This is a genomic window from Ensifer sp. PDNC004, from assembly GCF_016919405.1.
Lineage (GTDB): Bacteria > Pseudomonadota > Alphaproteobacteria > Rhizobiales > Rhizobiaceae > Ensifer.
Genome location: NZ_CP070353.1, coordinates 2973289 through 2994589, shown reverse-complemented (window position 1 = coordinate 2994589; position 21301 = coordinate 2973289). Strand labels below are relative to the sequence as shown.

Genomic DNA, 21301 nt, shown 5'->3' with positions numbered 1-21301 from the left:
GGCGGCGTTGTCATTTCAGGTACAGTGCTGAATCCGGCTAACGTCTCGACAGAAGAGCCGCACCCTAGCGGATCAACAGCGCCCGGAAATCGTTGACGTTCGTTCCGGTCGGGCCCAATACGAACAGATCGCCGCTCGCCGAAAAGGCCGACCAGGCGTCGTGACGGGCGAGATGGAGCCGCGGGTCGAAACCTGCCGCCCGCATGCGCGCGATGCTCTGCCCATCCGCAAAGGCGCCGGCATTGTCTTCCGAACCGTCGATGCCATCCGTATCGGCGGCAAGTGCATCGATGCCTGCAACACCATCGATGTCGAGCGCCAGCGACAGCAGGAATTCGCTGTTGCGCCCGCCCTTGCCATAGTCCTCGCCGGAGATCGTCACCGTCGTTTCGCCGCCGGATAAAAGCACGACCGGCTTGGCGAAGGGACGATTCCTCAGCGCCACTTCGCGAGCAAGGGCTGCATGCATGCGACCGATGTCGCGTGCTTCGCCTTCGATCGCATCGGAGAGGATATGCGCCTCAATGCCCAGTTCCCGCGCCTTGGCCGCGGCCGCTTCCAATGAGACGCTTGCCGAGGCGATGACGTGGCACACATGCCCGGCAAACCGCGCATCATCGGGGGCAGGCGCTGATGCTGCCTCCGAGCGCAGATGGGCGATGACAGCATCCGGCAGTTCCATTCGGTAGCGGGCGACGATGTCGAGTGCTTCCACCGCTGTGCTACGATCCGGAACGGTCGGCCCCGAGGCGACGAAGGCCGGGGTATCGCCTGGTACGTCCGAAACGACGAGACTGACGACACGAGCCGGGAAGGCGGCGGCAGCGAGGCGACCGCCCTTGATGCGCGAGACGTGCTTGCGCACGACGTTCATCGCCGAGATCGGCGCGCCAGAGGCCAGCAGCGCTTTGTTGACGGCGATCTCGTCAGCGAGGGTCAAGCCTTCAGGCGGCGCCGGCAGCAGGGCCGAGCCGCCACCGGAGATCAGCGCAATGACGAGGTCGTCCGCCGTCAGACCTGCAACCGCCTTCAGCAAGACATCCGACGCGGCAAGCCCCGCCTCATCCGGCACCGGATGGGCCGACTGCAGCACCGTGATTATCGCGCAATGTTCGATCGGTCCATGGCGCGCCACCACCGTGCCGGAGAAGGGATGCTTCCAGAGTTTCTCGAAAGCGGCTGCCATCTGGCTTGCCGCCTTGCCGGCGCCGACCACCACGGTCCGCCCTTTCGGCGGCTCGGGCAGATGCGCCTTGATCGCCTCATAGGGATCGGCGGCCCGCACGGCGGCCTCGAAGAGCTCTGTCAGGAAGGGACGCGCTTCGACCATCGCTGCCACTCAGCCGGCAATTTCGAGGTCGTAGACGAAGATGCCGGCAATGCCGCCTTCGGCGGCCGCCACGATCTTGGCGCCGGTCCTGCGGTACTCCTCGTCCTCCAGATAGGCGTCGCGCGCGGCCGCATCGGTGAAGTCGACGATGAAGCCTTCGCCAAAGCCCTTGTCCATGCCCACTTCCGGGCTGACGTTGCTGCCAATATGGGCCGCCATGAAGCCGGGTAGCCGGGACTTCAGCGCGGATATCTCGGCAAAAATCGCCGCCTTCTCGCCACGTGTGATTTCAGGGCGGAAGCGGATAAAGACGCAGTGGCGGATCATGGAGGACCTCAACGGATATCGGCGCGGGCGCGCGGGCGGCTGTCGTTGCGTTCGTGGGCGAAGATCGCCGGCGGCAGGGGTTGGCGCTCACGGATGATATCGGCGCCCTTCTCACCCATCATGATCGTCGGCCCATTGGTGTTGCAAGAGGGAACGCGCGGCATCACCGAGCTGTCGCAGACGCGAAGGCCTTCGAGCCCTCGCACTTTCAAGTCCAGCCCGACTACGGCCGAGGCATCCGTCCCCATCTTGCAGGTGCCGACAGGGTGATGATCGGTCTTGGCGTTGGCGCAGCCGTATTCGAAGAACTGCTCGTCGCTCATGACCGAGTTGCCCGGCAGGCGCTCCGCCAGAACGAAGGGCTTCAGTGCCGCCTGCTGCATGATCTCGCGGGCGATCTTCAAGCCCTCGATCGACATCTTGCGGTCGTGCGGATCTTCCCAGTAGTTGGGGTCGATCAGCGGTGCTGCCGCCGCATCGGAAGACGAGAGCCGCACCGTGCCGCGCGAGCGCGGATGCAGATAGGCGGAATTCAGCGTCACGCCGGCATTCTTCAGCTTCTCGACGCCCGCCTCGATGCCGGAGCCGAGACCGAGATGAAACTGGATATCCGGCGAACGGGCGTTCGGATCGGCGTACCAGAAACCGCCGGTCTCAAACAGCGAGGACGCCACCGGGCCTGAGCGGAAGAGCACATACTGCAATCCAGCCCATAGCGTACGATGGAGTTTCGCTACACCGTCATAAGTGTGGTCGCCGGTGCATTCCGAGATCACGAAGAGATCGAGATGATCCTGCAGATTGCCGCCGACGCCGGGCAAGTCGTGTTTCACCGAGACGCCCACCGATTTCAAGTGATCGGCCGGCCCGATGCCGGACTGCAAAAGCAGCTTCGGCGAACCGATGGCGCCGGAGGTTACGAGCACCTCGCGATCCGCCCGGATGATCTCGCTGCCCTTGGCCGAGACGACTTCGACGCCGACGGCGCGAGTGCCTTCGAGCACGATCCGCGCCACGCGCGCGCCGGTGCGGACCGTCAGATTGCGGCGGTCCTTGATCGGCGAGAGATAGGCGAGCGACGCACTCGACCGGCGGCGGTTGCGCTGGGTGAGCTGGTAGAAGCCGACACCCGCCTGCTGGCGGCCGTTGAAATCGTGATTGTAAGGAATGCCGAGTTCCTGTCCGGCGCGGATATAGGCGTCGCAGATCGGCAGCGCCGCCGTGGGCATCGAGACACCGAGCGGTCCGCCATAGGCATGGTAGTCGTCGGCAAAGCGCTGGTTGTCTTCCGAGCGTTTGAAATAGGGAAGCACGCTGCGATAGTCCCAGCCGGTGCAGCCGTCCTCGGAGGCCCAGAGGTCGTAGTCGGCAGCGTTGCCACGGGTATAGAGCTGGGCATTGATCGACGAGCCGCCGCCGATCACCTTGGCCTGAGTGTAACGCAGCACCCTGCCCTTCATGTGCTTCTGCGGCACGGTCTCCCAGCCCCAGCTGGCGACGCCCTTGGTCATTTTGGCAAAGCCCGCCGGCATGTGGAACAGCGGGTTCCAGTCGCCGCCACCGGCTTCCAGCAGCAGCACGCGAACCGATGGATCCTCGGAGAGGCGATTGGCGAGAACGCAGCCGGCCGGACCGGCGCCGGTGATGATGTAGTCGTAGCTCATTCCCTGTCTTCCCTCCGCCGTCATCTATTTGGAACGTTCCAAATTTTCGACGTGTTCAACTCAAACCCTGCCCGCTTGCCAGCCTCAAAAGTCCTGCCTGTTCCTAGAGACGGCCGATCGACAGCCCGCCATCCGCCTGGATGACCGAGCCGGTGGCAAAGGCGAATTTGCCGCCGGCAAGCCCGGCCGCGATATTGCCGATATCGTCGGGCTCGCCCCAGCGCCGCATCGGCACCAGTCCGCCATCAATCAAGCCATCGTATTTCGCCGAGACGCCGGCGGTCATGTCGGAGCGAATGATGCCCGGACGGATCTCGAAAACCGAGATGCCGGTATTGGCAAGCCGAAGCGCCAGCCCCTGGCTGAAGGCGGCAAGCCCGGCCTTGGTCATGCAATAGTCGAGCCGCTCCGGCGAGGTCATCGTCGCCGAAACCGAGGTGATGTTGATGATCGAGCGCGGCGTCCGGTCTGCCGGGTCGGTCAGCATCGAAACGAGCACGGCCTGGGTGAAGAACACCGTACCGCGCAGATTGGTGGCGACGATCGTGTCGAAATTTTCCGGCAGCATATCGAGGAAGTCACCCCGCACCACCGAGGCAATACCAGCATTGTTGACGAGGCAGCGGATCGGGCCGAGCTCGGCGCGGACGCGCTCGACCGTCGCCGCATGACCGCCGACATCGGCCAGATTCGCCTCGATGTAGATGGCCCGTCCATGCTCACCGGATAGTTCCGATAGCGTCTGGGCGGTCGTCGCGTCTGCCGCACCCAGGCCGGTAAGCGCAATGTCGAAGCCCTCGCGGGCGAGCGCGCGGGCGACGCCGAGACCGATGCCGCGGCGGCCGCCGGTGACGATGGCGACGGGACGCGTCGATGACGTCATGATCGGATCTCCTTCGCAAGGATATGGTCGGCGACCCTGAGCGCCTGGGCAGCAACCGTCAGCGCCGGATTGACGGCCGCCGATGTCGGCAGGCAGCCGGCGTCGACGACAAAGAGGTTGGGATGGTCGAAGGCGCGGCAATAGACGTCGAGCGGCGCGTCCTTCGGGTCTTTGCCCATCCGCACCGTCCCGCACTGATGCGACGGCGTGCGCTTGTCGAAGGGCTGAGAGAGCACGATCGGATAGCCGGCCGCCTTGAAGTGCGCGCGCATTTTCGCTTCAAGACTCGAAAGCGCCTCCATGTTAGAGCGCCGCCACTGCATGATGATGCCCTTGCCGTCGACCATGATGCGGCTTTCCGGGTTCGGCAGGTCCTCCGTCATCATGTACCAGTCGATCGCATGGCCGGCCATGAGGTCGAAGGCGAAGCGTGGGCCCCAGACCGGCGCATTGGCCTTCAGGATGTCGCCGTTGATCTTGCCGAGAAGCTGGACGTTGCCGAGCGGCAGACCGTCCCGGCCGCCGGTCAGGTAGTAGTCGTTCAGCATCAGCGTTTTCTGGTAGATGCTGTCGTTGCGCTTGAACGGGTTGATTGCCAGCATGGCGCTGCAATTGTGGTTCATGAAGTTGCGGCCGACCTGGTCGGAGGCGTTGGCAAGCCCTTTGCCGTCGCCGGAGCGCAACAGGATGGCAGCGGAATTGATCGCGCCGGCCGACAGGATCACCAGCTTCGGCGACAGCTTCTTCTTCTCGCCCCTGTGCGTGTAGTGGATCGCCTCGATCCGTCCGCCCGGGCCTGCCTCCAGCGTGTCGACATGCGCCGACGTGATCAGCTCGATGTTCGGATCCTTCAGCGCGACGGCGAGCGATGCGGTCTCGGCATCCTTCTTGCCGTTGCCGGTGTTCGGGAACCCGTCCCAGGGCGTGCGCCCGCCGGCAAGCCACGTGTCGATGTCAACGCCGAGCGGCAAGGTCGCCGGATGTAGCCCCTGCGCCTTCAACTCGGCACGGGCACGGGCGATGGCCGGCTCATCCGGCACCGGGCCGAAAGCATACGGGGAGCTATGGAACGGTTCCGTCGGGTCGTCCCCCAGTTCGCCGCGCACCTCGAACAGCTGCTCGGCCTTGCCGTACCACGGTTCCAGCTCTTCATAGGGGAAGGGCCAGGCTGGCGAAACACCTCCGAGATGCTGCATCTCGGTGAAATCCTCGGCCCGGTAGCGCAAAAGCACCGCGCCGAAGAGCTTGGAATTGCCGCCGACGAAATAGAAGTTGCCCGGATTGAACGCGGTCCCGTCGGGCTCGCGCCACATCTCCTTCGGTCGGAAATGGCCCTTGACGAAGATCGAACTGTAGCTGCGCGCCTCCGGCGTGTCGGGCAGGCGCTCGCCACGCTCGAGGATGGCGATGCGGGCACCGGAGCCGGCAAGCCCCGCCGCAAGCGTGGAGCCGCCGATCCCCGACCCGATGATGACGATGTCCGGCTGCTCCTGCATGATCGGTTACGCGATCCGCTGCTGGCTCTGCGGGTCGAAGAACACCGCCTTGTCGAGGTTGAAGGCAAGCCGCGACGTTTGGCCGGCCGCGATGCGGGCATCGGCCCTCAGCCGGGCAACGATTTCCTTGCCGCCGAGACGGGTGACCGCAAAGGTGTCGGAACCGGCCGGCTCGACCACTTCGATCAGGCATTCGCCCTCGGCAACCACCTTGGCATTGCGGTCGGCGCCATCAGGATCGGTCAGCGCTTCCGGGCGGATGCCGAAGACGACATCCTTGCCAGCATAGGCCGACAGCGCGCCGTTCGCCTGCGGCACCGCCAGCTTCAGCGGTTCGGCATTCGGGCGCGCCAGCGCAACCGCGATATCGGAGCCGCTCTTCTCGATGCGCGCGGTCAGGAGGTTCATCGCCGGCGAGCCCATGAAGTCAGCGACGAACATGTTGGACGGGTTGTTGTAGATCTCGGCCGGCGTGCCGAACTGCTGCAGCACGCCGTCCTTCAGAACGGCGATCTTCGTCGCCAGCGTCATCGCCTCGATCTGGTCATGGGTCACGTAGACGATCGTCGTTTTCATGCGGTTATGCAGCCGCTTGATCTCGGTGCGCATGTCGACGCGCAGCTTGGCATCGAGGTTGGACAATGGCTCGTCGAACAGAAAGACCTGCGGGTTACGCACCAGCGCCCGGCCCATGGCGACGCGCTGGCGCTGACCACCGGAGAGCTGGCTCGGCTTGCGGTCGAGCAGATGGCCGATCTGCAGCATGTCCGCCACCTGCTTGATCGCCTTATCGCGCTCGTCCTTCGGCACGCCGCGGATTTCCATGCCGAAGGCGATGTTTCCGGCGACCGTCATGTTCGGGTAGAGCGCGTAGGACTGGAACACCATGGCGATATCGCGCTTCGACGGGTGCAGGTCGGCGACCGAGCGGCCGTTGATGGCGATCTCGCCCGAGGTGATCGGCTCAAGCCCGGCAATCGTGTTGAGAAGCGTGGACTTGCCGCAGCCCGAGGGGCCGACGAGCACCAGGAAGCCGCCCTTTTCGATCTCCAGGTTGATGTCCTTCAGGATCTCAAGCGAGCCATAGGATTTGCGCAGGTTGCTGATTTTCAAGAAAGACATGAGCTTATCCTTTCACGGCGCCCGACATCAGGCCGCGAACGAAGTAGCGGCCGGACACGATGTAGACGATGAGCGTTGGCAGGGCGGCGAGGATCGCGCCCGCGAAGTGAACGTTGTATTCCTTGACGCCTGTCGAGGACGAAACGAGGTTGTTGAGCGCGACCGTCATCGGCGTCGAATAGGGGCCGGAGAAGGACGCGCCGAACAGGAAGTCGTTCCAGATGTTGGTGAACTGCCAGATGACGGAGACAACGATAATCGGGCCGGACGACGGCAGCAGGATGCGCCAGAAGATCTGGAAGAAGCTGGCCCCGTCGATCTGCGCCGCGCGCACCAGCTCGGTCGGGAACGCCTCGTAGTAGTTGCGGAAATAGAGCGTCGTGAAGCCGAGGCCGTAGATCACATGGACGAAGATCAGGCCCCAGATCGAACCGGCGAGCCCGAGAATGCCGAGAATGCGCGCCATCGGGATCAGCACGATCTGGAACGGGATGAAGCAGGAGAGCAGCAGCATGGCAAAGAAGATGTTGGCACCGGGAAAGCGCCACTTCGTCAGCACGTAGCCATTGAGCGCGCCGATGATCGTCGAGATCGCCACGGCCGGCACGACCATCAGGATCGAGTTGATGAAGAAGGGCTTGAGACCCGTCGGCTGCACGCCGATCTGCGCCGTCGACCAGGCTTGAAGCCAGGGTTCGAGCGTAAAGGTCTGCGGCAGGTTGAGCATGCCGCCCTGGCGGATCTCGTCGAGCGGCTTCACCGAGTTCACCAGCATCACATAGAGCGGCAGCAGCGAATAGAGCGCAAAGAGGATCAGCGCGATGTAGATCAACGCGCGGGTGAGGCGGTTGTGCGAGATGATGTTGTCTGGGCTCGGAGCGCTCATCAGCGTCTTGCTCCCCGGATTTCCGAATAGAGATAAGGAACGATGATCGAGAAGATCATCACCAGCATGATGATCGCCGAGGACGCGCCGATGCCCATCTGGTTGCGGGTGAAGGTGTAGGAATACATGAAGGTCGCGGGCAGCTCGGTCGCCTGCCCCGGCCCACCGCCGGTGAGCGCGATGATCAGGTCGTAGGCCTTGATCGCCAGATGCGCGAGCACGACGAAGGCGGAGAGGAACACCGGCCGCATCAAGGGAATGATGATCCGGCGATAGATCGTCGAGGTCTTGGCGCCGTCGATCTGGGCGGCCTTGATGATCTCGTTGTCGACGCCGCGAAGGCCCGCCAGGAACATCGCCATGATGAAGCCGGTCGACTGCCAGACGGCGGCGATGACGACGCAATAGATCGCGTAGTTGCGATCCTTGATCCAGTTGAACGAGAAGCTCTCCCAGCCCCAGAGGTGCATGGTGTTCTCAAGCCCGATGCCCGGATCGAGGAACCATTTCCAGGCCGTGCCGGTCACGATGAAGGAAAGCGCCATCGGATAGAGATAGATCGGCCGCAGGAAGCCTTCAGCGCGGATCTTCTGGTCGAGCAGGATCGCCAGCCCGAGGCCAAGCACCGAGCAGATGGCGATATAGAGCGCGGCGAAGATCGCCAGGTTGCTCACCGCCCGCCACCAATGTGGCAGCGCCCACAGCTTCGTATAGTTGCTTAAACCGACGAAATTGTAGGACGGCAGCATCTTGCTGTCCGTCATCGACAGAAAGCCGGTATAGGCAATGAAACCATAGACAAAGATCAGGACGATGAGGAAGCTCGGGGCAAGCACCAGCTTCGGTATCAGGTCCTGCAGGCGACTGCGGCTATCCATGAACGTTCACCACTTCTGGCGCGGCCGTCGGGCACAACCCTGATATCGGCATCCGCGCGAGGTTCTGGGTATCAAAGCGCCCCTCCCCGCGTCCTATTGGCCACGGTGGTTCGACGGCGCTTGCATGTCGGAATGGGGTGCCCGGGGCGCCTAGCAGCGCCGCGTGTCTCGCAAGACATGCTAAGGTCGCTGCAACACCTAAGTTGCTGCATAATTTTGTCCTTTAATCCATGCGGATCTAAGGAATTATGCAGTACGCGCCCCGGAGCGAGCCCGTTACTTCGCGGCCTCGACGGCCGAGACCAGTTCCTTGACGGCCTCTTCGGACGTCAGTTCGCCGTTGAACTCACGCGTCACGACGTCGTAGATCGCGTTCTTGACGGCAGCCGGATTGGCATGGCCATGGGCCATGGAGCCGAAGAGCTTGCCGTTGGTGTTGGCTTCCGCCAGATCCTTGATGCCCTTCTTGCCGCAGGCGTCGAAGTCCGTATCCGGAACGTCGGTGCGGGCCGGGACCGAGCCCTTGACGACGTTAAAGGCCGACTGGAAGGTCGGGCTTTCGATCGCCGAAGCCATGGCGAGCTGGGCCGGAACCTTGTCGTCGGCAACCTTGAACATCGCGAACTGGTCGGAGTTGAAGGTCACGGAGCCTTGCGTGCCCGGGAAGCGCATGCAGACGAAATCGGTGCCCGGCACCTTCTTCGCCTTCAGGAACTCGCCCTTGGCCCAGTCGCCCATGAACTGCAGGCCGGCCTTGTTCTCGATGACCATGGCGGAAGCGAGGTTCCAGTCACGGCCCGAGAAGTTGTCGTCGACATAGGAGCGCAGCTTCGTCATGCGGTCGAAGGCTTCCTTCATCTTGTCGCCGCCGAGCGCTGCCGGGTCGAGGTCGATGAAAGCCTGCTTGTAGAAGTCGGTGCCCAGTGAAAGCACGACGGCGTCGAAGATCGTCGAATCCTGCCACGGCTGACCACCATGGGCGATCGGCGTGATGCCCTGAGCCTTGAAGTTGTCGAGTAGGGCAACCAGTTCGTCCCAGTTGGTCGGTTCCTTGCCGCCTGCCTTGTCGAGGGCAGCCTTGTTGATCCAGACCCAGTTGGTCGAATGCACGTTGACCGGTGCTGCGATCCAGTGGCCGTCATACTTCGAGAACTGCTGCAGGGCGGTCGGGATCACCTTGTCCCACCCTTCCTTGGAAGCGGTCTCGTCGAGGTTGCCGAGTGCGCCTTCCTTGGCCCAGTCGAGAATGTCGAAGCCGAGCATCTGCACGGCGGTCGGAGCGTTGCCTGCGGTGACGCGCGCGCGCAGCACCGTCATGGCTTCCGTACCGCCACCGCCGGCGACCGGCATGTCGGTCCAGGTGATGCCCTTGCTTTCCAGATCCTTCTTCAGAACGTCGAGTGCGGCGGCTTCGCCACCGGATGTCCACCAGTGCAGAACTTCCACATTTTCGGCTGCGCGCGCGGCGGTGGCCGCCATCATCAGCGCCACAACGGCCGTCGTCGTCATCAACTTGCGCATCGTTTTCCTCCCGTTTGCAAGTTAACGAGGCGGAACCTCCTCCACCCCGGAATTCGCGCCGCTTAAGCCAGCGGCTGGCCATTTAAAACGTTATAAATTCAGCAAGTCAAGCATTCCGCCATTTTGTACTTTAGCACCTTCGGAACCGTTTGAATTTACTGAATTATATAGCTCACATTAGCTATTGCAGCGCAGCAATCCATGCCGCGATGCGAGATTTAAAACGTTTTCATGATTCGATTGCCTAAGCGTTCGCGCCACGTTACAAAACCCGCTCTTGCCCGCTCTCAGGATGACTAGCATTGGCCGATCCCTCCAAGCCCGCCCACCACGAAGACAGCGGCGCCACCGCCAAGCGCGGCAAGCCGACCCTTCGCACGATCGCGGAAATCACCGGCCTTGCGGTCACCACCGTCTCGCGCGCGCTCTCCGATGCGCCGCAGATCTCCATCGAGACCCGAAAGCGGGTGCGCGAGGTCGCCGACGAGATCGGCTATTCGCCCGACCGGGCCGCCCAGCGCCTGAAGACCGGCCGCACCAATGTCATCGGCGTGCTGCTCGATCCGCACGAAGAAATTCTCGGCTACGGCACCTCGATCATGAGCGGCATCGCCAAGGCGCTGCAGGGCACCGCCTACCACCTGATCGTCATGCCGAATTTCCTGAACTCGACCAATGTCGAAGCGGTCAACTACATCACCCGCAACGCGATGGCCGATGGCCTGATCTTCTCGCGCACGGAACCGCTCGATCCCCGCGTCCGATTGCTGTCCGATCTCGGCTTTCCCTTCGTCACCCATGGGCGTACGGAGCTTTCCACCCCACATCCCTATGTCGACTACGACAACTTCACCTTCTCCTACCAGGCGACGAAGCGCCTGATCGCCAAGGGCAGGCGCAAGCCCGCGCTGATCAGCGGGCCGGCGGACTTCACGTTTGCCGGCCATCTGCAGCACGGCTTCATGACCGCCGTGCGCGAGGCCGGCTGCGCCTACGAAATCCTCTCCGGCATCGACCTCGACAGCCCCGCCGGCGCGATCCGCGACCGTGTGCGCCAGCGCTATGCCGAGCCCGATCCGCCGGATAGTTTCATGTGCGGCGGCGAGGTCTGTGCGCTGGCGACCATCACCGGCATGAGCGATTGCGGCCTGACGCTCGGCCGCGAATACGACATCGTCGCCAAGCAGACCTCGCATCTGCTGAGTGCCATCCAGCCGCAGGTCGAAACGATCTACGAGGACCTGACGGCGACCGGCGAGGACATGGGCCGGGTGCTTCTGCAGAAGATCGGCGGCGAGAGCGACATCAGCAAGCTGCAGCTGCTGCTCTGTCCGCAGATCCCATCGAGCTTCGGCACGGCCGGCTGAGCGGGCGAACACGGCGCGCAGGACGGCGTCGCGTGACGCTGCCTCCTGCCCCATTGTTCCCCCCGTCGTCCGCATGTCCTCTCCTCCCTTGTTTCAGCCTTAGCGCGGCATCCACCAGCCGGTGCGCGGCCCCATATGCATGTTGAGCGTCTTCGTCTCGGTGTAGTCCTCGACCGAATGCCGGCCGAGTTCACGGCCGAGGCCGGACTGGCGGTAGCCGCCAAAGGGCAGTTCCGACGCACCGTCCATGAAGGTGTTCATCCAGATGGTGCCAGCACGCACGCGGCGGCCGATCGTCAGGCAGGTGTCGAAGTCCCGGCTCCAGACGCCGGCCGAAAGGCCGTAGTCGATCGCATTGGCGATGCGGATCGCCTCCTCGGTCGTCTCGAAGGTCAAAACGGAAAGAACCGGCCCGAACACTTCTTCCCGCGCCACTGCCATGTCCGGCCGCACGGAAGAAAGGATCGTCGGCGCCATGAACTGGCCCATGCCGAGATCGAGCGCCGTGCCGCCATGAGCGACCGCGGCGCCGTCCTTGGACGCGGCAGAAACATAGCTGGCAATCTTCTCCAGATGCTGGGGCGTGATGATCGCGCCCACCTGGGTTTCCGGATCAAGCGGATCGCCGACCTTGACCTTGGCCGAGAGCTCGGCAATGCGGCGCGTCACCTCGTCGGCGATATCGCGATGCAGGATCAGCCGCGAGCCGGCATTGCAGCATTCGCCGGCATTGAAGTAGGCGCCGAACACTGCGGCATCGATGAACTCATCGAGATTGGCGTCCGGGAAGACGATCTGCGGGTTCTTGCCGCCGAGTTCCAGCGAGACCTTCTTCAGCGTCTGTGCAGCATTGGCCATGGTCAGGCGGCCAACACCGGTCGAGCCGGTGAAGGACACCATGTCGACATCAGGATGCGTCGTCATCGGCGCGCCGACCTCCGGCCCCGTGCCGGTGATGATGTTGACGACACCGGCGGGGACGCCGGCGGCTTCGAGGATCTCGCCGAGCAGCAGCGTCGAGGCCGAGGTCAGTTCCGACGGCTTGACCACCGTGGTGCAGCCCGCGGCAAGTGCGAAGGGCAGCTTCTGGCTGACGATCAGGAACGGGAAATTCCAGGGCGTGATGATCGAGACGACGCCGATCGCCTCGCGCAAGACGACGCCAAGCGTGCCGTCGCCGAGTGTGTTGTAGCTCTCGCCATGCAGGTCGCGAGCAAGGGCCGCCGCATAACGCCAGATATCGGCGGCACCGCCGAGTTCGCCCTTGGCCTGGCTGATCGGCTTGCCGGATTCGATCGCATCGAGATAGGCAAGTTCGTCGGCACGCTCGGCAATGACGTCGGCGGCACGCAGCAGTACCAGCGACCGCTGGGATGCGGTCATGCGTGGCCAGTCGCCTTCGTCGAAAGCGCGGCGGGCAGCGGCAATCGCCTTTTCGGCGTCGGCCTTGGTGCCCGCCTGATAGCGGCTCACGACAACACCATGGCCCGGCGCCACGCGCTCGATCGTGCGCCCTTCGGCGCTATCCACCCACTTGCCGTCGATCAGCATCTGGAAGGCGCGAACCTTGTGGCCTTCGATCGGCTTGGGCTTCACGAGCACGGTCATTACCATTCTCCCTTGAATTGAGCTTCACGCTTCTCGGTGAAGGCGGCGACGCCTTCCTTAAGATCACCGGTCTTGGCGACGAGGATCGAGCCGAGTGCCTCGACCGCAGATCCGTTGTCTTCGCCATTCGCCGAAGCGAGCATCAGTTTCGAAATCTCGAGCGCCGCAGGCCCGCGTTTGGCGACACGCGCTGCGTAGTCGCGGGCGGCGGCAAGCACCGTTCCGGTCTCGACGACGGCGTCGACCAAACCTTCAGTGCGGGCAGCCTCGGCGGTGAACATCTCGCCGCCAAGAACCATGCGCCTGACGATCTGGGCGCCGAAGCGTGAGACGAGACGCTGCGTGCCCGACCAGCCGGGCACCATGCCAAGGCTCGTCTCCGGCAAGCCGATCTTGATCTGCGCCTCGGCCAGCCGGATATCGGCGGCCGCCGCAAGCTCCAGCCCGCCGCCGAGCGCGTGGCCGTTGAGGGCCGCAATGACAGGCATGCGCAGGGTCGCCAGCCGCTCGAACACGCGGTGACCGAAACGCACCCAGTCATGCCCGAATTCAGGCGCATCCATGCCGCCCCACGCCTTGATGTCGCCACCGGCCGAAAACGCCTTGCCCTCGCCGGTGAGGATGACGACGCGCACGTTGCGGTCAGCTTCGACCGTGTCGCAGGCGGATGCCAGCGCCTTCAGCATGTCGATGTCGAAGGCGTTGAGCTTGTCCGGACGGGCAACCGTCATGGTCGCGATCGGCCCATCGACCTCGATGCGAATACGACCTTCAGCCACGACCGCCTCCCTGAAGCCGGCGCGCCGGCTTTTTCGGCAGCTCCAATCCGATCAACGCCTCCTGGAACAGCGCTGCGTCCATCGTCTTCAGCCTGTCGGAAACGATCAGCGGGAATTCCGACTGGTCGAGGATTTGCGTCTGCAGATCAACGCCAGGCGCGATCTCGGTCAGCATCACGCCCTCGGGCGTCAGCTTCATTACGCAGCGTTCGGTCACATAGGTGATGTCCTGGCCCTGCTCGATACCGCGACGGCCGGAGAAGGTGACGTGCTCGACTTCGTTGACCAGCTTCTTCAGCTTGCCTTCCTTCTCGATCACCAGCCTGCCGTCGGCGATAGAAAGCTTGGCGCCGGCATTGAACATGCCGGAAAAGACGATCTTCTTTGCCCGTGCGGTGATGTCGACGAAGCCGCCGGCACCGGCCGTCACATGCGGGCGGAAGGAGAGTTTCGATACGTTGACCGAGCCATGGCGGTCGATCTCAAGGAAGGAAAGCAGCGAGGCATCGAAGCCCGCACCCTGGAAGTAGGTGAACTGGTAGGGAGAGGGCATGAAGGCATCGGCATTGGAAGCGCAGCCGAAGGCAAAGTCGAGAAGCGGCACGCCGCCGACGGCACCCTGCTCGATCACCCAGGTGACGGCACCATGCAGCCCTTCTTCGAGCAGGATGCGCGGCACGTTGGCCGAAATGCCAAAGCCCAGATTGACGGCGCTGCCGGCTTGCAGCTCCTGCGCCACGCGGCGGGCAATCACCTTCTGGATATTGAATTCTGGCACCCGGAAGCTGTCGAGCGGCCGGAAGATCTCGCCGGAGATCGCCGGATCGTAGAGCGTCTGGGTTGTCTGTTTCTGGTCGGGGTCGACGATGACGTAATCCACCAGCACGCCGGGCACACGCACGTCATGCGGCTTCAACGAACCTTCCTTGGTGATGCGCTTGACCTGGGCAATGACGATTCCGCCATTGTTGCGGGCGGCGAGCGCCTGGTCGAGCCCGCCGAGATAGGCGCCTTCGTGCTCATAGGTGAGGTTGCCGCGCTCGTCGGCCGTCGTCGCGCGGATGATTGCCACCTGCGGCGCGATCGCCTTGAAGTAGAGCCAGTCCTCGCCTTCGAACGAGACCTTCTTCACGACCGGCTCGGCGGCCGCCGAAGCGTTCATGGCGCAGCCTTCGCGCGACGGATCGACGAAGGTGTCGAGGCCGACCTTGGTCATCACGCCTGGGCGCTTGGCTGCCGCTTCGCGGTGCATGTCGAAGAGAATGCCGGACGGCACGTTGTAGGCGGCCACTTCGTTGGCGCCGATCATCTGCCAGATCAGTGGCGGTTCGGCACTGGACGGGCCGGAGGGATAGGAGCCGCCGATGATCTTCTTCAGCAGACCTTTCTTGGCGATGTAGTCGACACCCTTGATGCCGCTCATGTCGCCGGCGGCAATCGGGTGCAGTGTCGTCAGGTCGCGCGGATGGCCGGTCGTCTCGAACCGCTCGCCGATCGCCTTCAGCATCAGGTCGGGGCAACCGAGTCCGCTGGACGAGGAGACGGAAACGACGGCACCATCCGGGATCAGGGCGGCCGCTTCGGCCGGCGAGATATGCTTGCTCATCGACATCAGTTCAAAGTCCCGTTTCGATCGCCACGGCCTGACCGGTGGCCGCCGCCTTGACGACGGCAAGGCCTGTTGCCAGCGACCAGACGCCGTCTTCGCCTGTCGCCGAAGCACGGCCTTCGCCCCTGACGGCAGCGTGGAAGGCGGAAAGTGCGGTTTCGTAGAGATTGGCATGGTCGAGCGGAAGCTCGCTTTCGCCATCGGCATTGCGCAGCGTCACCGTTCCGATCGGCTTCTGCGTCATCACGTTGCGGCCGATGAGCGAACCTTCGGTGCCATGCACCTCAAGCCCGGTCTCGGCATATTTGGTGGTGAAGGCATCGTGGAACTGGGCGATGAGGCCGGAGCGGAAGTGGATGACACCCATGACGCCGTCTTCCAGGCCTTCCTTGCCCATGCCGGCGCTATGGCTGATGGCGACCACTTCGATCGGGTCGTCATTGAGGATGAAGCGCAGCGTATCGGCGTCGTGCACGGTGATGTCGAGGATGACGCCGCCGCCGGCATCCGGCCGCTCCAGCCGCCAGCCCTGGAGATGCGGTGGCAGATAGACCGCATGGAAGACGCGAGCAGCAATCGGCCGGCCGATCTTGCCTTCGGCGATCGCATCGTGCATCGCCCGATGGCTGGCGGCATTGCGCAGATGGTGGTTGGTGGCAAGCACCACACCCGCTTCCCGCGCCGCGCTCACCATGTCGCGCGCATCCTCAAGCGTCATGGCCAGTGGCTTTTCGCAGAGCACGTGTTTGCCGGCGGCGATCGCCGCCAGGGTCTGCTCGCGATGCAGCTCATTGGTGGTCGAGACATAGACGGCATCGACATCGGGATCGCCGACCAGGTCCGCGACCGAGGTCACCGACTTGGCGATGCCGTTCTCCTCGGCATAGGCCGCGCCGCGCTCGGCGCTGGTGCTCATGACCGAGACGACATCGCCTCCGGCGGCGCGGATCGCGCCGATCACCCATTCACGCGCAATCGTGCTTGCGCCGATCAGACCCCATCGCGTCATGCCAGTGCCTCCCTTTTTCTCTCGACTGCAGCGCCGCAGCTCTGGCGAACGACGAGACGGACCGAACCGACGATCGTTTCCGGCTCCGCCTTGCCGGCCTTGATCTGCTTCAACAGCAACTCGGCGGCCCGCTGGCCCATGCCTTGTGGATCGACGGACACCGTCGTCAGCGCCGGAACTGCTGTCTTCGCCTCGATCACATCGTCGAAACCGATGACGGCGAAGTCTGCGCCCGGCTCCAGCCGCCGGGCCCGGAGACCATCGCAGACGCCGAAAGCGACCGCATCGTTGAAACAGAGAGCGGCCGTCGGCCGGTCGGCGAGCATCATCGCCTGCTCCACCGCCGTCACCCCGCCGGCACGCGACGGCGCCGAACCGATGATCAGCGCCTCGGAAACCGGCATGCCGGCCTCGACAAGAGCGTCGCGGTAGCCGCGCATGCGCGCCTCGAAAACGGCCGTATCCGGAAAGCCGCCAAGGAAGGCGATGCGCTGGTGGCCACGCTCGATCAGGTGACGCACAGCAGCCATGGCGCCGGCATGGTTGTCTGAAATCAGCGAGGAAACCTCAGCACCCGCGATATCGCGCACGACCAGCACGACCGGAATGCCGCTATCGACCAGCGGCGCGAGATCGGCCGCTTCCGTGCCGCGCGCCGGGGAGACGATGAGGCCGGAAACGCCGTGCTCACGCATCGACGCCACCACTTCACGCTGGCGCTCGATCTTTTCGCCGGTATTGGCAAGGAACTGCACGAAGCCAGCCGACTGCACGACCGCATCGACGCCGACGGCGAGCTCCGCAAAGAAGCTATTGGTGAGATCGTTGACGACGATGCCGATGATCTTGGACTTCGCCTGGCGAAGATTGGCGGCGCTACGGTTATAGACGTAGCCGAGATCGCGGATGGCGGCATTCACCTTGGCGCGTGTCGTCTCGTTGACGAGCGAGCTGCCCTGAAGAACGAGCGACACGGTCGACTTCGACACGCCGGCGGCGCGCGCAATATCGATGACCGTTACCCTCTCCTTGACCACAGCATCCTCCCGAATTCTTCTGCCTGCTTTTCTCTTTCATAATTGGAACGTTCCAATTTCGTCAAGTGTTCGCTGATCACTTTTTTCGAGTCCGGCCGCGCCCGACGCAGAGACAAGACATCCAGAGAGACGTTAAGATTTGCGCTATAGGCAGAATATTCGATTGAATTTCAATAATATTATCGGAAATTCGCAATCACCAAGAGGAGAGGCACTCACCTGAAAAACATTGTCGCTTGCCATTTGGAACGATCCAAAGTATTCCAAGACAAACGTCCGCGGAGGAGACCAACCCCAATGACAAGCCTGACGCTGCCGTGCCAAGACGGTTCGCTTGAACAGTATCGTCTGACCGGAACGCCGATCGAACGGCCCAGCACGCCGCCGACCTTCAACCGCATCGCCTATGCGGCCGCCCATGTGGTTTCGGATCCGCTTCGCGACCTCGATCCCTGGGGCAATCCGGCGATCGACTGGGACGCGACCATGGCGTTTCGCCATCACCTCTGGAGCCTGGGCTTCAAGATCGCCGAGGCGATGGACACCGCCCAGCGCGGCATGGGCCTTGCCTGGCCGGGCGCGCAGGAACTGATCCGCCGCTCGCTCGGCGAAGCGCGGCAAATTCCAGGCGCTGATCTTGCCTGCGGCGCCGGCACCGATCATCTCGCCCCGGCAGACGCGCGGTCGCTGGACGACGTGATTGCGGCCTATGAGGAACAGGTCGGCTTTGTCGAAGGCGAGGGGGGCAGGGCGATCATGATGGCAAGCCGGGCGCTTGCCCGCGTCGCCCGTTCCGCCGACGATTATCGCCACGTCTATGGCCGCATCCTCGGCCAGACCCGAAAAAAGGTGGTGCTGCACTGGCTCGGCGACATGTTCGATCCGCAGCTTCGGGGCTACTGGGGTTCGGAGGATTTCGACAAGGCGCTCGATACGGTGCTGTCGATCATCGAGGCCAACCGCGACAAGGTTGAAGGCATCAAGATCTCGCTGCTCGACAACACCAAGGAAGTGGCACTGCGCAATCGCCTGCCCGAAGGGGTGCTCTGCTTCACCGGCGATGACTTCAACTATGCCGAACTGATCGAAGGCGACGGCACGAAGTATAGCCACGCGCTGCTCGGCATCTTCGATGCGGTGGCGCCATCTGCCTCCAAGGCCTTGGCGGCACTCGCGAAAGGCGATCTAGCGACCTTCCGCGGCGTGATCGAGCCGACCGTGCCGCTGTCCCGCAAGATCTTCGAAGCGCCGACGCAATACTACAAGGCCGGCGTCGTTCTCCTCGCCTGGCTGAACGGTCACCAGCGCCACTTCACCATGCCCGCCGGCATGCAGTCCGCCCGCGGGGTGCTGCACTACGCCGACATCTTCCGCCTCGCCGACCGCGCCAATGTACTCGACCGGCCGGAACTGGCGGCGCAGCGGATGCAAAGCCTGCTATCGACTTTTGGCGTGGACCAAAACGCTTGAGAAAGAGGGGCGCTTGAGAAAAGCGCAGACGGCGCCCGGGAAGGCGCCGTCTGTTCTCGATCCGAAGCCGGGAAGGGCCGGCCGGATGATCAGAATGTCGCCGTCAGGCTCAACCAGAAACGGCGACCTTCCCCGACGGCGTTGAAATCGGTCGGCTCCACTTCCTTGTCGAAAAGGTTGTAGACGGCTGCGTTCAGCGTCAGGCCTTCGCCGACATCATATTTCGTGCCGATATCGACGGTGGTGTAGGCATCATACTTGTAGCCCGTTTTGCCGTTGATCTTCACAGGCTTGCCGCTGGTGGTCGAGACACGCGGGCCGGCAGAGACTTCCTCGCCGCGATAGTTGACCGATGCCCAGGCCTCGAGCCCTTCGACCGGCGTGAACCAGTCAGCTCTCAGATTGGCCATGTGCTCCGGTGTGCGCGCCAGCGGGAAGCCGGCAAAATCTCCGGTCTGCTGTTCCGACTGCGTATAGGTATAGCTGGCGCGAAGTGTCAGATCCGGGGTCGCATTCCAGGTCGCCGTCAGTTCCACACCCTGGATAATCGCGTCGTCGATGTTGTAGTTGTACCAGAGGCGGTAGTTCGGATCCTCGCTCCAACGGACCGGATTGCCCGAGGCGTCCATCACCGGCATGTTGGCGATCTTGTCCCGGAAGTCCGTGTAGAAATAGGTTCCGCCGAGGATGACATCGCCATTGTCCCAAACCGCGCCGATTTCATAGCTGGTGCTCGATTCGGCCTTCAGGTTCGGGTCCGCGATGATGACGCCGCAGGTGCCGGTCGGCCCGTAGGTGCAACCGCCGCCACCGGTGGTGTAGGCATAGCCCGGGGCGATGCTGCGGATATCGGGCGCGCGGAAGCCGGTGGAGACGCCGCCCTTCACCGTCAGCATGTCGGTCGCGTTCCAGACGCCATAGATGCGTGGGCTCAGATGGTAGCCATATTCCTCGTGGTGATCGAGACGCAGGCCGGTGGTCAGCGCGAAGTCATCGACCATGCGCCATTCGTCCTCGGCAAACAGCGCCCATTGGGTGGCCGAGAAAGTTTCGGTTTTGCCCGTGCGTCGACCCGGATTCTGGTCGGAAAGCCGCGCCTCGAAATATTGCCCGCCGGTCACCAGCGTGTGGCTGCCGCCGAGATCGAAGGGGGTGGTGAACTTGCCGTCGATGACGGTGTTGCGGACTTCGGGTGCGCGTGGCTGCTTGATGAAACGGCCGTCCGCCTGGCTGTAATTGTAGTTCCGGCGCTCCGCCCATTCCTGCAGGATGGAGAAGTCGGACGTCGTCGGGCCCCAGCGTCCGGTATGGGAAAACGACCAATGATCGCGGTCGTTTTCGTTGTAGGTGCTGACGGCGCGCGGACCGGGCGCAATGGTGTTGCCGACATTGGCGTCGCGCTTCAGCCGCGCCGTGCCGCCTTCCAGAAAGAAGTCGTGATCCTCGTTCGGCGTATAGGAAAGCCGCGCCGTCAGATCGTGCTCCTTCGCGCCGGTGATGCCGGACAGGAACTTGTCCTCGCTGCGCTTCAGGCCGCGGCCCCAGATCTGCACGCCGAGGGTGTCTTTCAGGATCGGACCGCTGGTGTAGAACGACATCTGGCCTGAATTGCCGAACTGCCTGTGCTGCTGCATCGTGCCGTCGGTGGTGACCGAGCCGGTCCAGCTGTCGGCGACCTTGCGGGTGATGATGTTGATGACGCCACCCATGGCATCGGAACCGTAGAGCGACGACATCGGGCCGCGCACGATCTCGATGCGCTCGATGGCGGCGGCGGGCGGGATGAAGCTCTGCTCGACGCCGGAATTGCCGTTGGTGCGCGCGTCGCGCGTGCTCTGGCGTTTGCCGTCGACGAGGATCAGCGTGTAGGAGCCGGGCAGGCCGCGGATGAAGATGTCGCGCTCGTTGGCGACACCGGTCACCGCCACCCCTTGCGCGTCACGCAGCGCATCGGTGAGATCGCGGAACGACCGCTTCTGCAGGTCTTCGCCCGTGACCACCGTGATGCTCGCCGGCGCATCCTTGACGTTCTGCTCGAATCCGGTCGCCGTCACCACGATCTGCTCAAGCTCGGTCGCTTTCTCCTTATCCTCTTCCTTGGCCTTCTGCGCCAAGGCGTCCGTCGGCACTGTCAACGCCGTGCCGGCAAGGCAGGCGCCGGCGAAACGACGTGACCATCCGCCCGGACCGCACCGGTTCCGGCGGGCCCCTTGCCGCTGCCCCTCGGTTTCGGTCGCAAGCCCCATCCGCTTCATCATCTTCGCCCCGCATATATCTTGAGTAATGAACTCCACTTAGTTATTGGCGAGGGAGGC

Annotated in this window: 17 protein-coding genes; 2 read left to right on the top strand and 15 right to left on the bottom strand. The window is 63.5% G+C overall.

The features are described from left to right. Positions 1 to 64 precede the first annotated feature (64 nt). From JVX98_RS22785 to JVX98_RS22745, 9 genes are all read right to left on the bottom strand, one after another. Positions 65 to 1330: a glycerate kinase gene (locus JVX98_RS22785; protein WP_205237489.1), complete on the bottom strand. Its 1266-nt coding sequence runs from the start codon at positions 1328 to 1330 to the stop codon at positions 65 to 67. A 9-nt stretch (positions 1331 to 1339) separates the two neighbouring features. After that, positions 1340 to 1657, bottom strand: a complete 318-nt coding sequence (locus tag JVX98_RS22780; RefSeq protein ID WP_205237488.1) for a Dabb family protein — start codon at positions 1655 to 1657, stop codon at positions 1340 to 1342. An 8-nt stretch (positions 1658 to 1665) separates the two neighbouring features. Beyond that, on the bottom strand, positions 1666 to 3321 hold the full coding sequence (locus JVX98_RS22775) for a GMC family oxidoreductase (RefSeq protein ID WP_192451090.1): 1656 nt from the start codon (positions 3319 to 3321) through the stop codon (positions 1666 to 1668). A 103-nt stretch (positions 3322 to 3424) separates the two neighbouring features. After that, entirely contained in the window at positions 3425 to 4204 is a 780-nt protein-coding gene (locus tag JVX98_RS22770) for a 3-ketoacyl-ACP reductase (protein ID WP_192451091.1), read from the bottom strand. Beyond that, a complete protein-coding gene (locus tag JVX98_RS22765) occupies positions 4201 to 5700 on the bottom strand; it encodes a GMC oxidoreductase (RefSeq protein ID WP_205237487.1) in 1500 nt (499 codons plus the stop codon). Before JVX98_RS22765 ends, JVX98_RS22770 begins: the two co-directional genes overlap by 4 nt. Before the next feature lie 6 nt (positions 5701 to 5706). Beyond that, positions 5707 to 6822: an ABC transporter ATP-binding protein gene (locus JVX98_RS22760; RefSeq protein WP_205237486.1), complete on the bottom strand. Its 1116-nt coding sequence runs from the start codon at positions 6820 to 6822 to the stop codon at positions 5707 to 5709. Positions 6823 to 6826: 4 nt separating this feature from the next. Beyond that, positions 6827 to 7708 carry a carbohydrate ABC transporter permease gene (locus tag JVX98_RS22755; protein WP_205237485.1) on the bottom strand — a complete coding sequence of 294 codons (882 nt, stop codon included), beginning with the start codon at positions 7706 to 7708 and terminating at the stop codon, positions 6827 to 6829. Next, positions 7708 to 8586 carry a carbohydrate ABC transporter permease gene (locus JVX98_RS22750; RefSeq protein ID WP_192451094.1) on the bottom strand — a complete coding sequence of 293 codons (879 nt, stop codon included), beginning with the start codon at positions 8584 to 8586 and terminating at the stop codon, positions 7708 to 7710. Before JVX98_RS22750 ends, JVX98_RS22755 begins: the two co-directional genes overlap by 1 nt. A 276-nt stretch (positions 8587 to 8862) precedes the next feature. Continuing rightward, entirely contained in the window at positions 8863 to 10095 is a 1233-nt protein-coding gene (locus JVX98_RS22745) for an ABC transporter substrate-binding protein (protein WP_371826575.1), read from the bottom strand. Between the two features lie 314 nt (positions 10096 to 10409). Between JVX98_RS22745 and JVX98_RS22740 the strand changes: the two genes are divergently transcribed. Next, positions 10410 to 11474: a LacI family transcriptional regulator gene (locus tag JVX98_RS22740; RefSeq protein ID WP_192451095.1), complete on the top strand. Its 1065-nt coding sequence runs from the start codon at positions 10410 to 10412 to the stop codon at positions 11472 to 11474. Positions 11475 to 11573: 99 nt separating this feature from the next. On the opposite strand, the gene JVX98_RS22735 is transcribed toward JVX98_RS22740, so the two are convergent. From JVX98_RS22735 to JVX98_RS22715, 5 genes are read right to left on the bottom strand one after another with little or no spacing between them, the layout of a single operon-like run. After that, positions 11574 to 13082, bottom strand: coding sequence for an aldehyde dehydrogenase family protein (locus tag JVX98_RS22735; RefSeq protein WP_205237483.1), 1509 nt, complete (start codon positions 13080 to 13082; stop codon positions 11574 to 11576). Next, complete coding sequence (locus tag JVX98_RS22730) at positions 13082 to 13861, bottom strand: enoyl-CoA hydratase/isomerase family protein (RefSeq protein ID WP_205237482.1); 780 nt, start codon at positions 13859 to 13861, stop codon at positions 13082 to 13084. The genes JVX98_RS22735 and JVX98_RS22730 overlap by 1 nt, the downstream gene beginning before the upstream one ends. After that, positions 13854 to 15473, bottom strand: coding sequence for an acyl CoA:acetate/3-ketoacid CoA transferase (locus JVX98_RS22725; RefSeq protein WP_205237481.1), 1620 nt, complete (start codon positions 15471 to 15473; stop codon positions 13854 to 13856). The genes JVX98_RS22730 and JVX98_RS22725 overlap by 8 nt, the downstream gene beginning before the upstream one ends. A gap of 4 nt (positions 15474 to 15477) precedes the next feature. Continuing rightward, complete coding sequence (locus JVX98_RS22720) at positions 15478 to 16479, bottom strand: Gfo/Idh/MocA family protein (RefSeq protein WP_205237480.1); 1002 nt, start codon at positions 16477 to 16479, stop codon at positions 15478 to 15480. After that, positions 16476 to 17516, bottom strand: coding sequence for a LacI family DNA-binding transcriptional regulator (locus tag JVX98_RS22715; protein ID WP_192451100.1), 1041 nt, complete (start codon positions 17514 to 17516; stop codon positions 16476 to 16478). The genes JVX98_RS22720 and JVX98_RS22715 overlap by 4 nt, the downstream gene beginning before the upstream one ends. Before the next feature lie 297 nt (positions 17517 to 17813). Here JVX98_RS22715 and JVX98_RS22710 point away from each other — a divergent pair, with 297 nt between their 5' ends. Further along, on the top strand, positions 17814 to 18986 hold the full coding sequence (locus JVX98_RS22710; protein ID WP_192451101.1) for a dihydrodipicolinate synthase family protein: 1173 nt from the start codon (positions 17814 to 17816) through the stop codon (positions 18984 to 18986). Between the two features lie 89 nt (positions 18987 to 19075). Here the strand turns inward: JVX98_RS22710 and JVX98_RS22705 are convergent, their stop codons facing one another. Beyond that, entirely contained in the window at positions 19076 to 21244 is a 2169-nt protein-coding gene (locus JVX98_RS22705; RefSeq protein WP_246764934.1) for a TonB-dependent receptor domain-containing protein, read from the bottom strand. Positions 21245 to 21301: the final 57 nt, after the last annotated feature.

What these genes read in the sequence shown, in the direction of transcription:
- JVX98_RS22770 (WP_192451091.1), bottom strand. Translation starts at nt 4,204, where the DNA reads ATGACGTCATCGACGCGTCCCGTCGCCATCGTCACCGGCGGCCGCCGC.
- JVX98_RS22705 (WP_246764934.1), bottom strand. Translation starts at nt 21,244, where the DNA reads ATGATGAAGCGGATGGGGCTTGCGACCGAAACCGAGGGGCAGCGGCAA.
- JVX98_RS22725 (WP_205237481.1), bottom strand. Translation starts at nt 15,473, where the DNA reads ATGTCGATGAGCAAGCATATCTCGCCGGCCGAAGCGGCCGCCCTGATC.
- JVX98_RS22710 (WP_192451101.1), top strand. Translation starts at nt 17,814, where the DNA reads ATGACAAGCCTGACGCTGCCGTGCCAAGACGGTTCGCTTGAACAGTAT.
- JVX98_RS22780 (WP_205237488.1), bottom strand. Translation starts at nt 1,657, where the DNA reads ATGATCCGCCACTGCGTCTTTATCCGCTTCCGCCCTGAAATCACACGT.
- JVX98_RS22765 (WP_205237487.1), bottom strand. Translation starts at nt 5,700, where the DNA reads ATGCAGGAGCAGCCGGACATCGTCATCATCGGGTCGGGGATCGGCGGC.
- JVX98_RS22750 (WP_192451094.1), bottom strand. Translation starts at nt 8,586, where the DNA reads ATGGATAGCCGCAGTCGCCTGCAGGACCTGATACCGAAGCTGGTGCTT.
- JVX98_RS22735 (WP_205237483.1), bottom strand. Translation starts at nt 13,082, where the DNA reads ATGACCGTGCTCGTGAAGCCCAAGCCGATCGAAGGCCACAAGGTTCGC.
- JVX98_RS22785 (WP_205237489.1), bottom strand. Translation starts at nt 1,330, where the DNA reads ATGGTCGAAGCGCGTCCCTTCCTGACAGAGCTCTTCGAGGCCGCCGTG.
- JVX98_RS22775 (WP_192451090.1), bottom strand. Translation starts at nt 3,321, where the DNA reads ATGAGCTACGACTACATCATCACCGGCGCCGGTCCGGCCGGCTGCGTT.
- JVX98_RS22760 (WP_205237486.1), bottom strand. Translation starts at nt 6,822, where the DNA reads ATGTCTTTCTTGAAAATCAGCAACCTGCGCAAATCCTATGGCTCGCTT.
- JVX98_RS22755 (WP_205237485.1), bottom strand. Translation starts at nt 7,708, where the DNA reads ATGAGCGCTCCGAGCCCAGACAACATCATCTCGCACAACCGCCTCACC.
- JVX98_RS22745 (WP_371826575.1), bottom strand. Translation starts at nt 10,095, where the DNA reads ATGACGACGACGGCCGTTGTGGCGCTGATGATGGCGGCCACCGCCGCG.
- JVX98_RS22720 (WP_205237480.1), bottom strand. Translation starts at nt 16,479, where the DNA reads ATGACGCGATGGGGTCTGATCGGCGCAAGCACGATTGCGCGTGAATGG.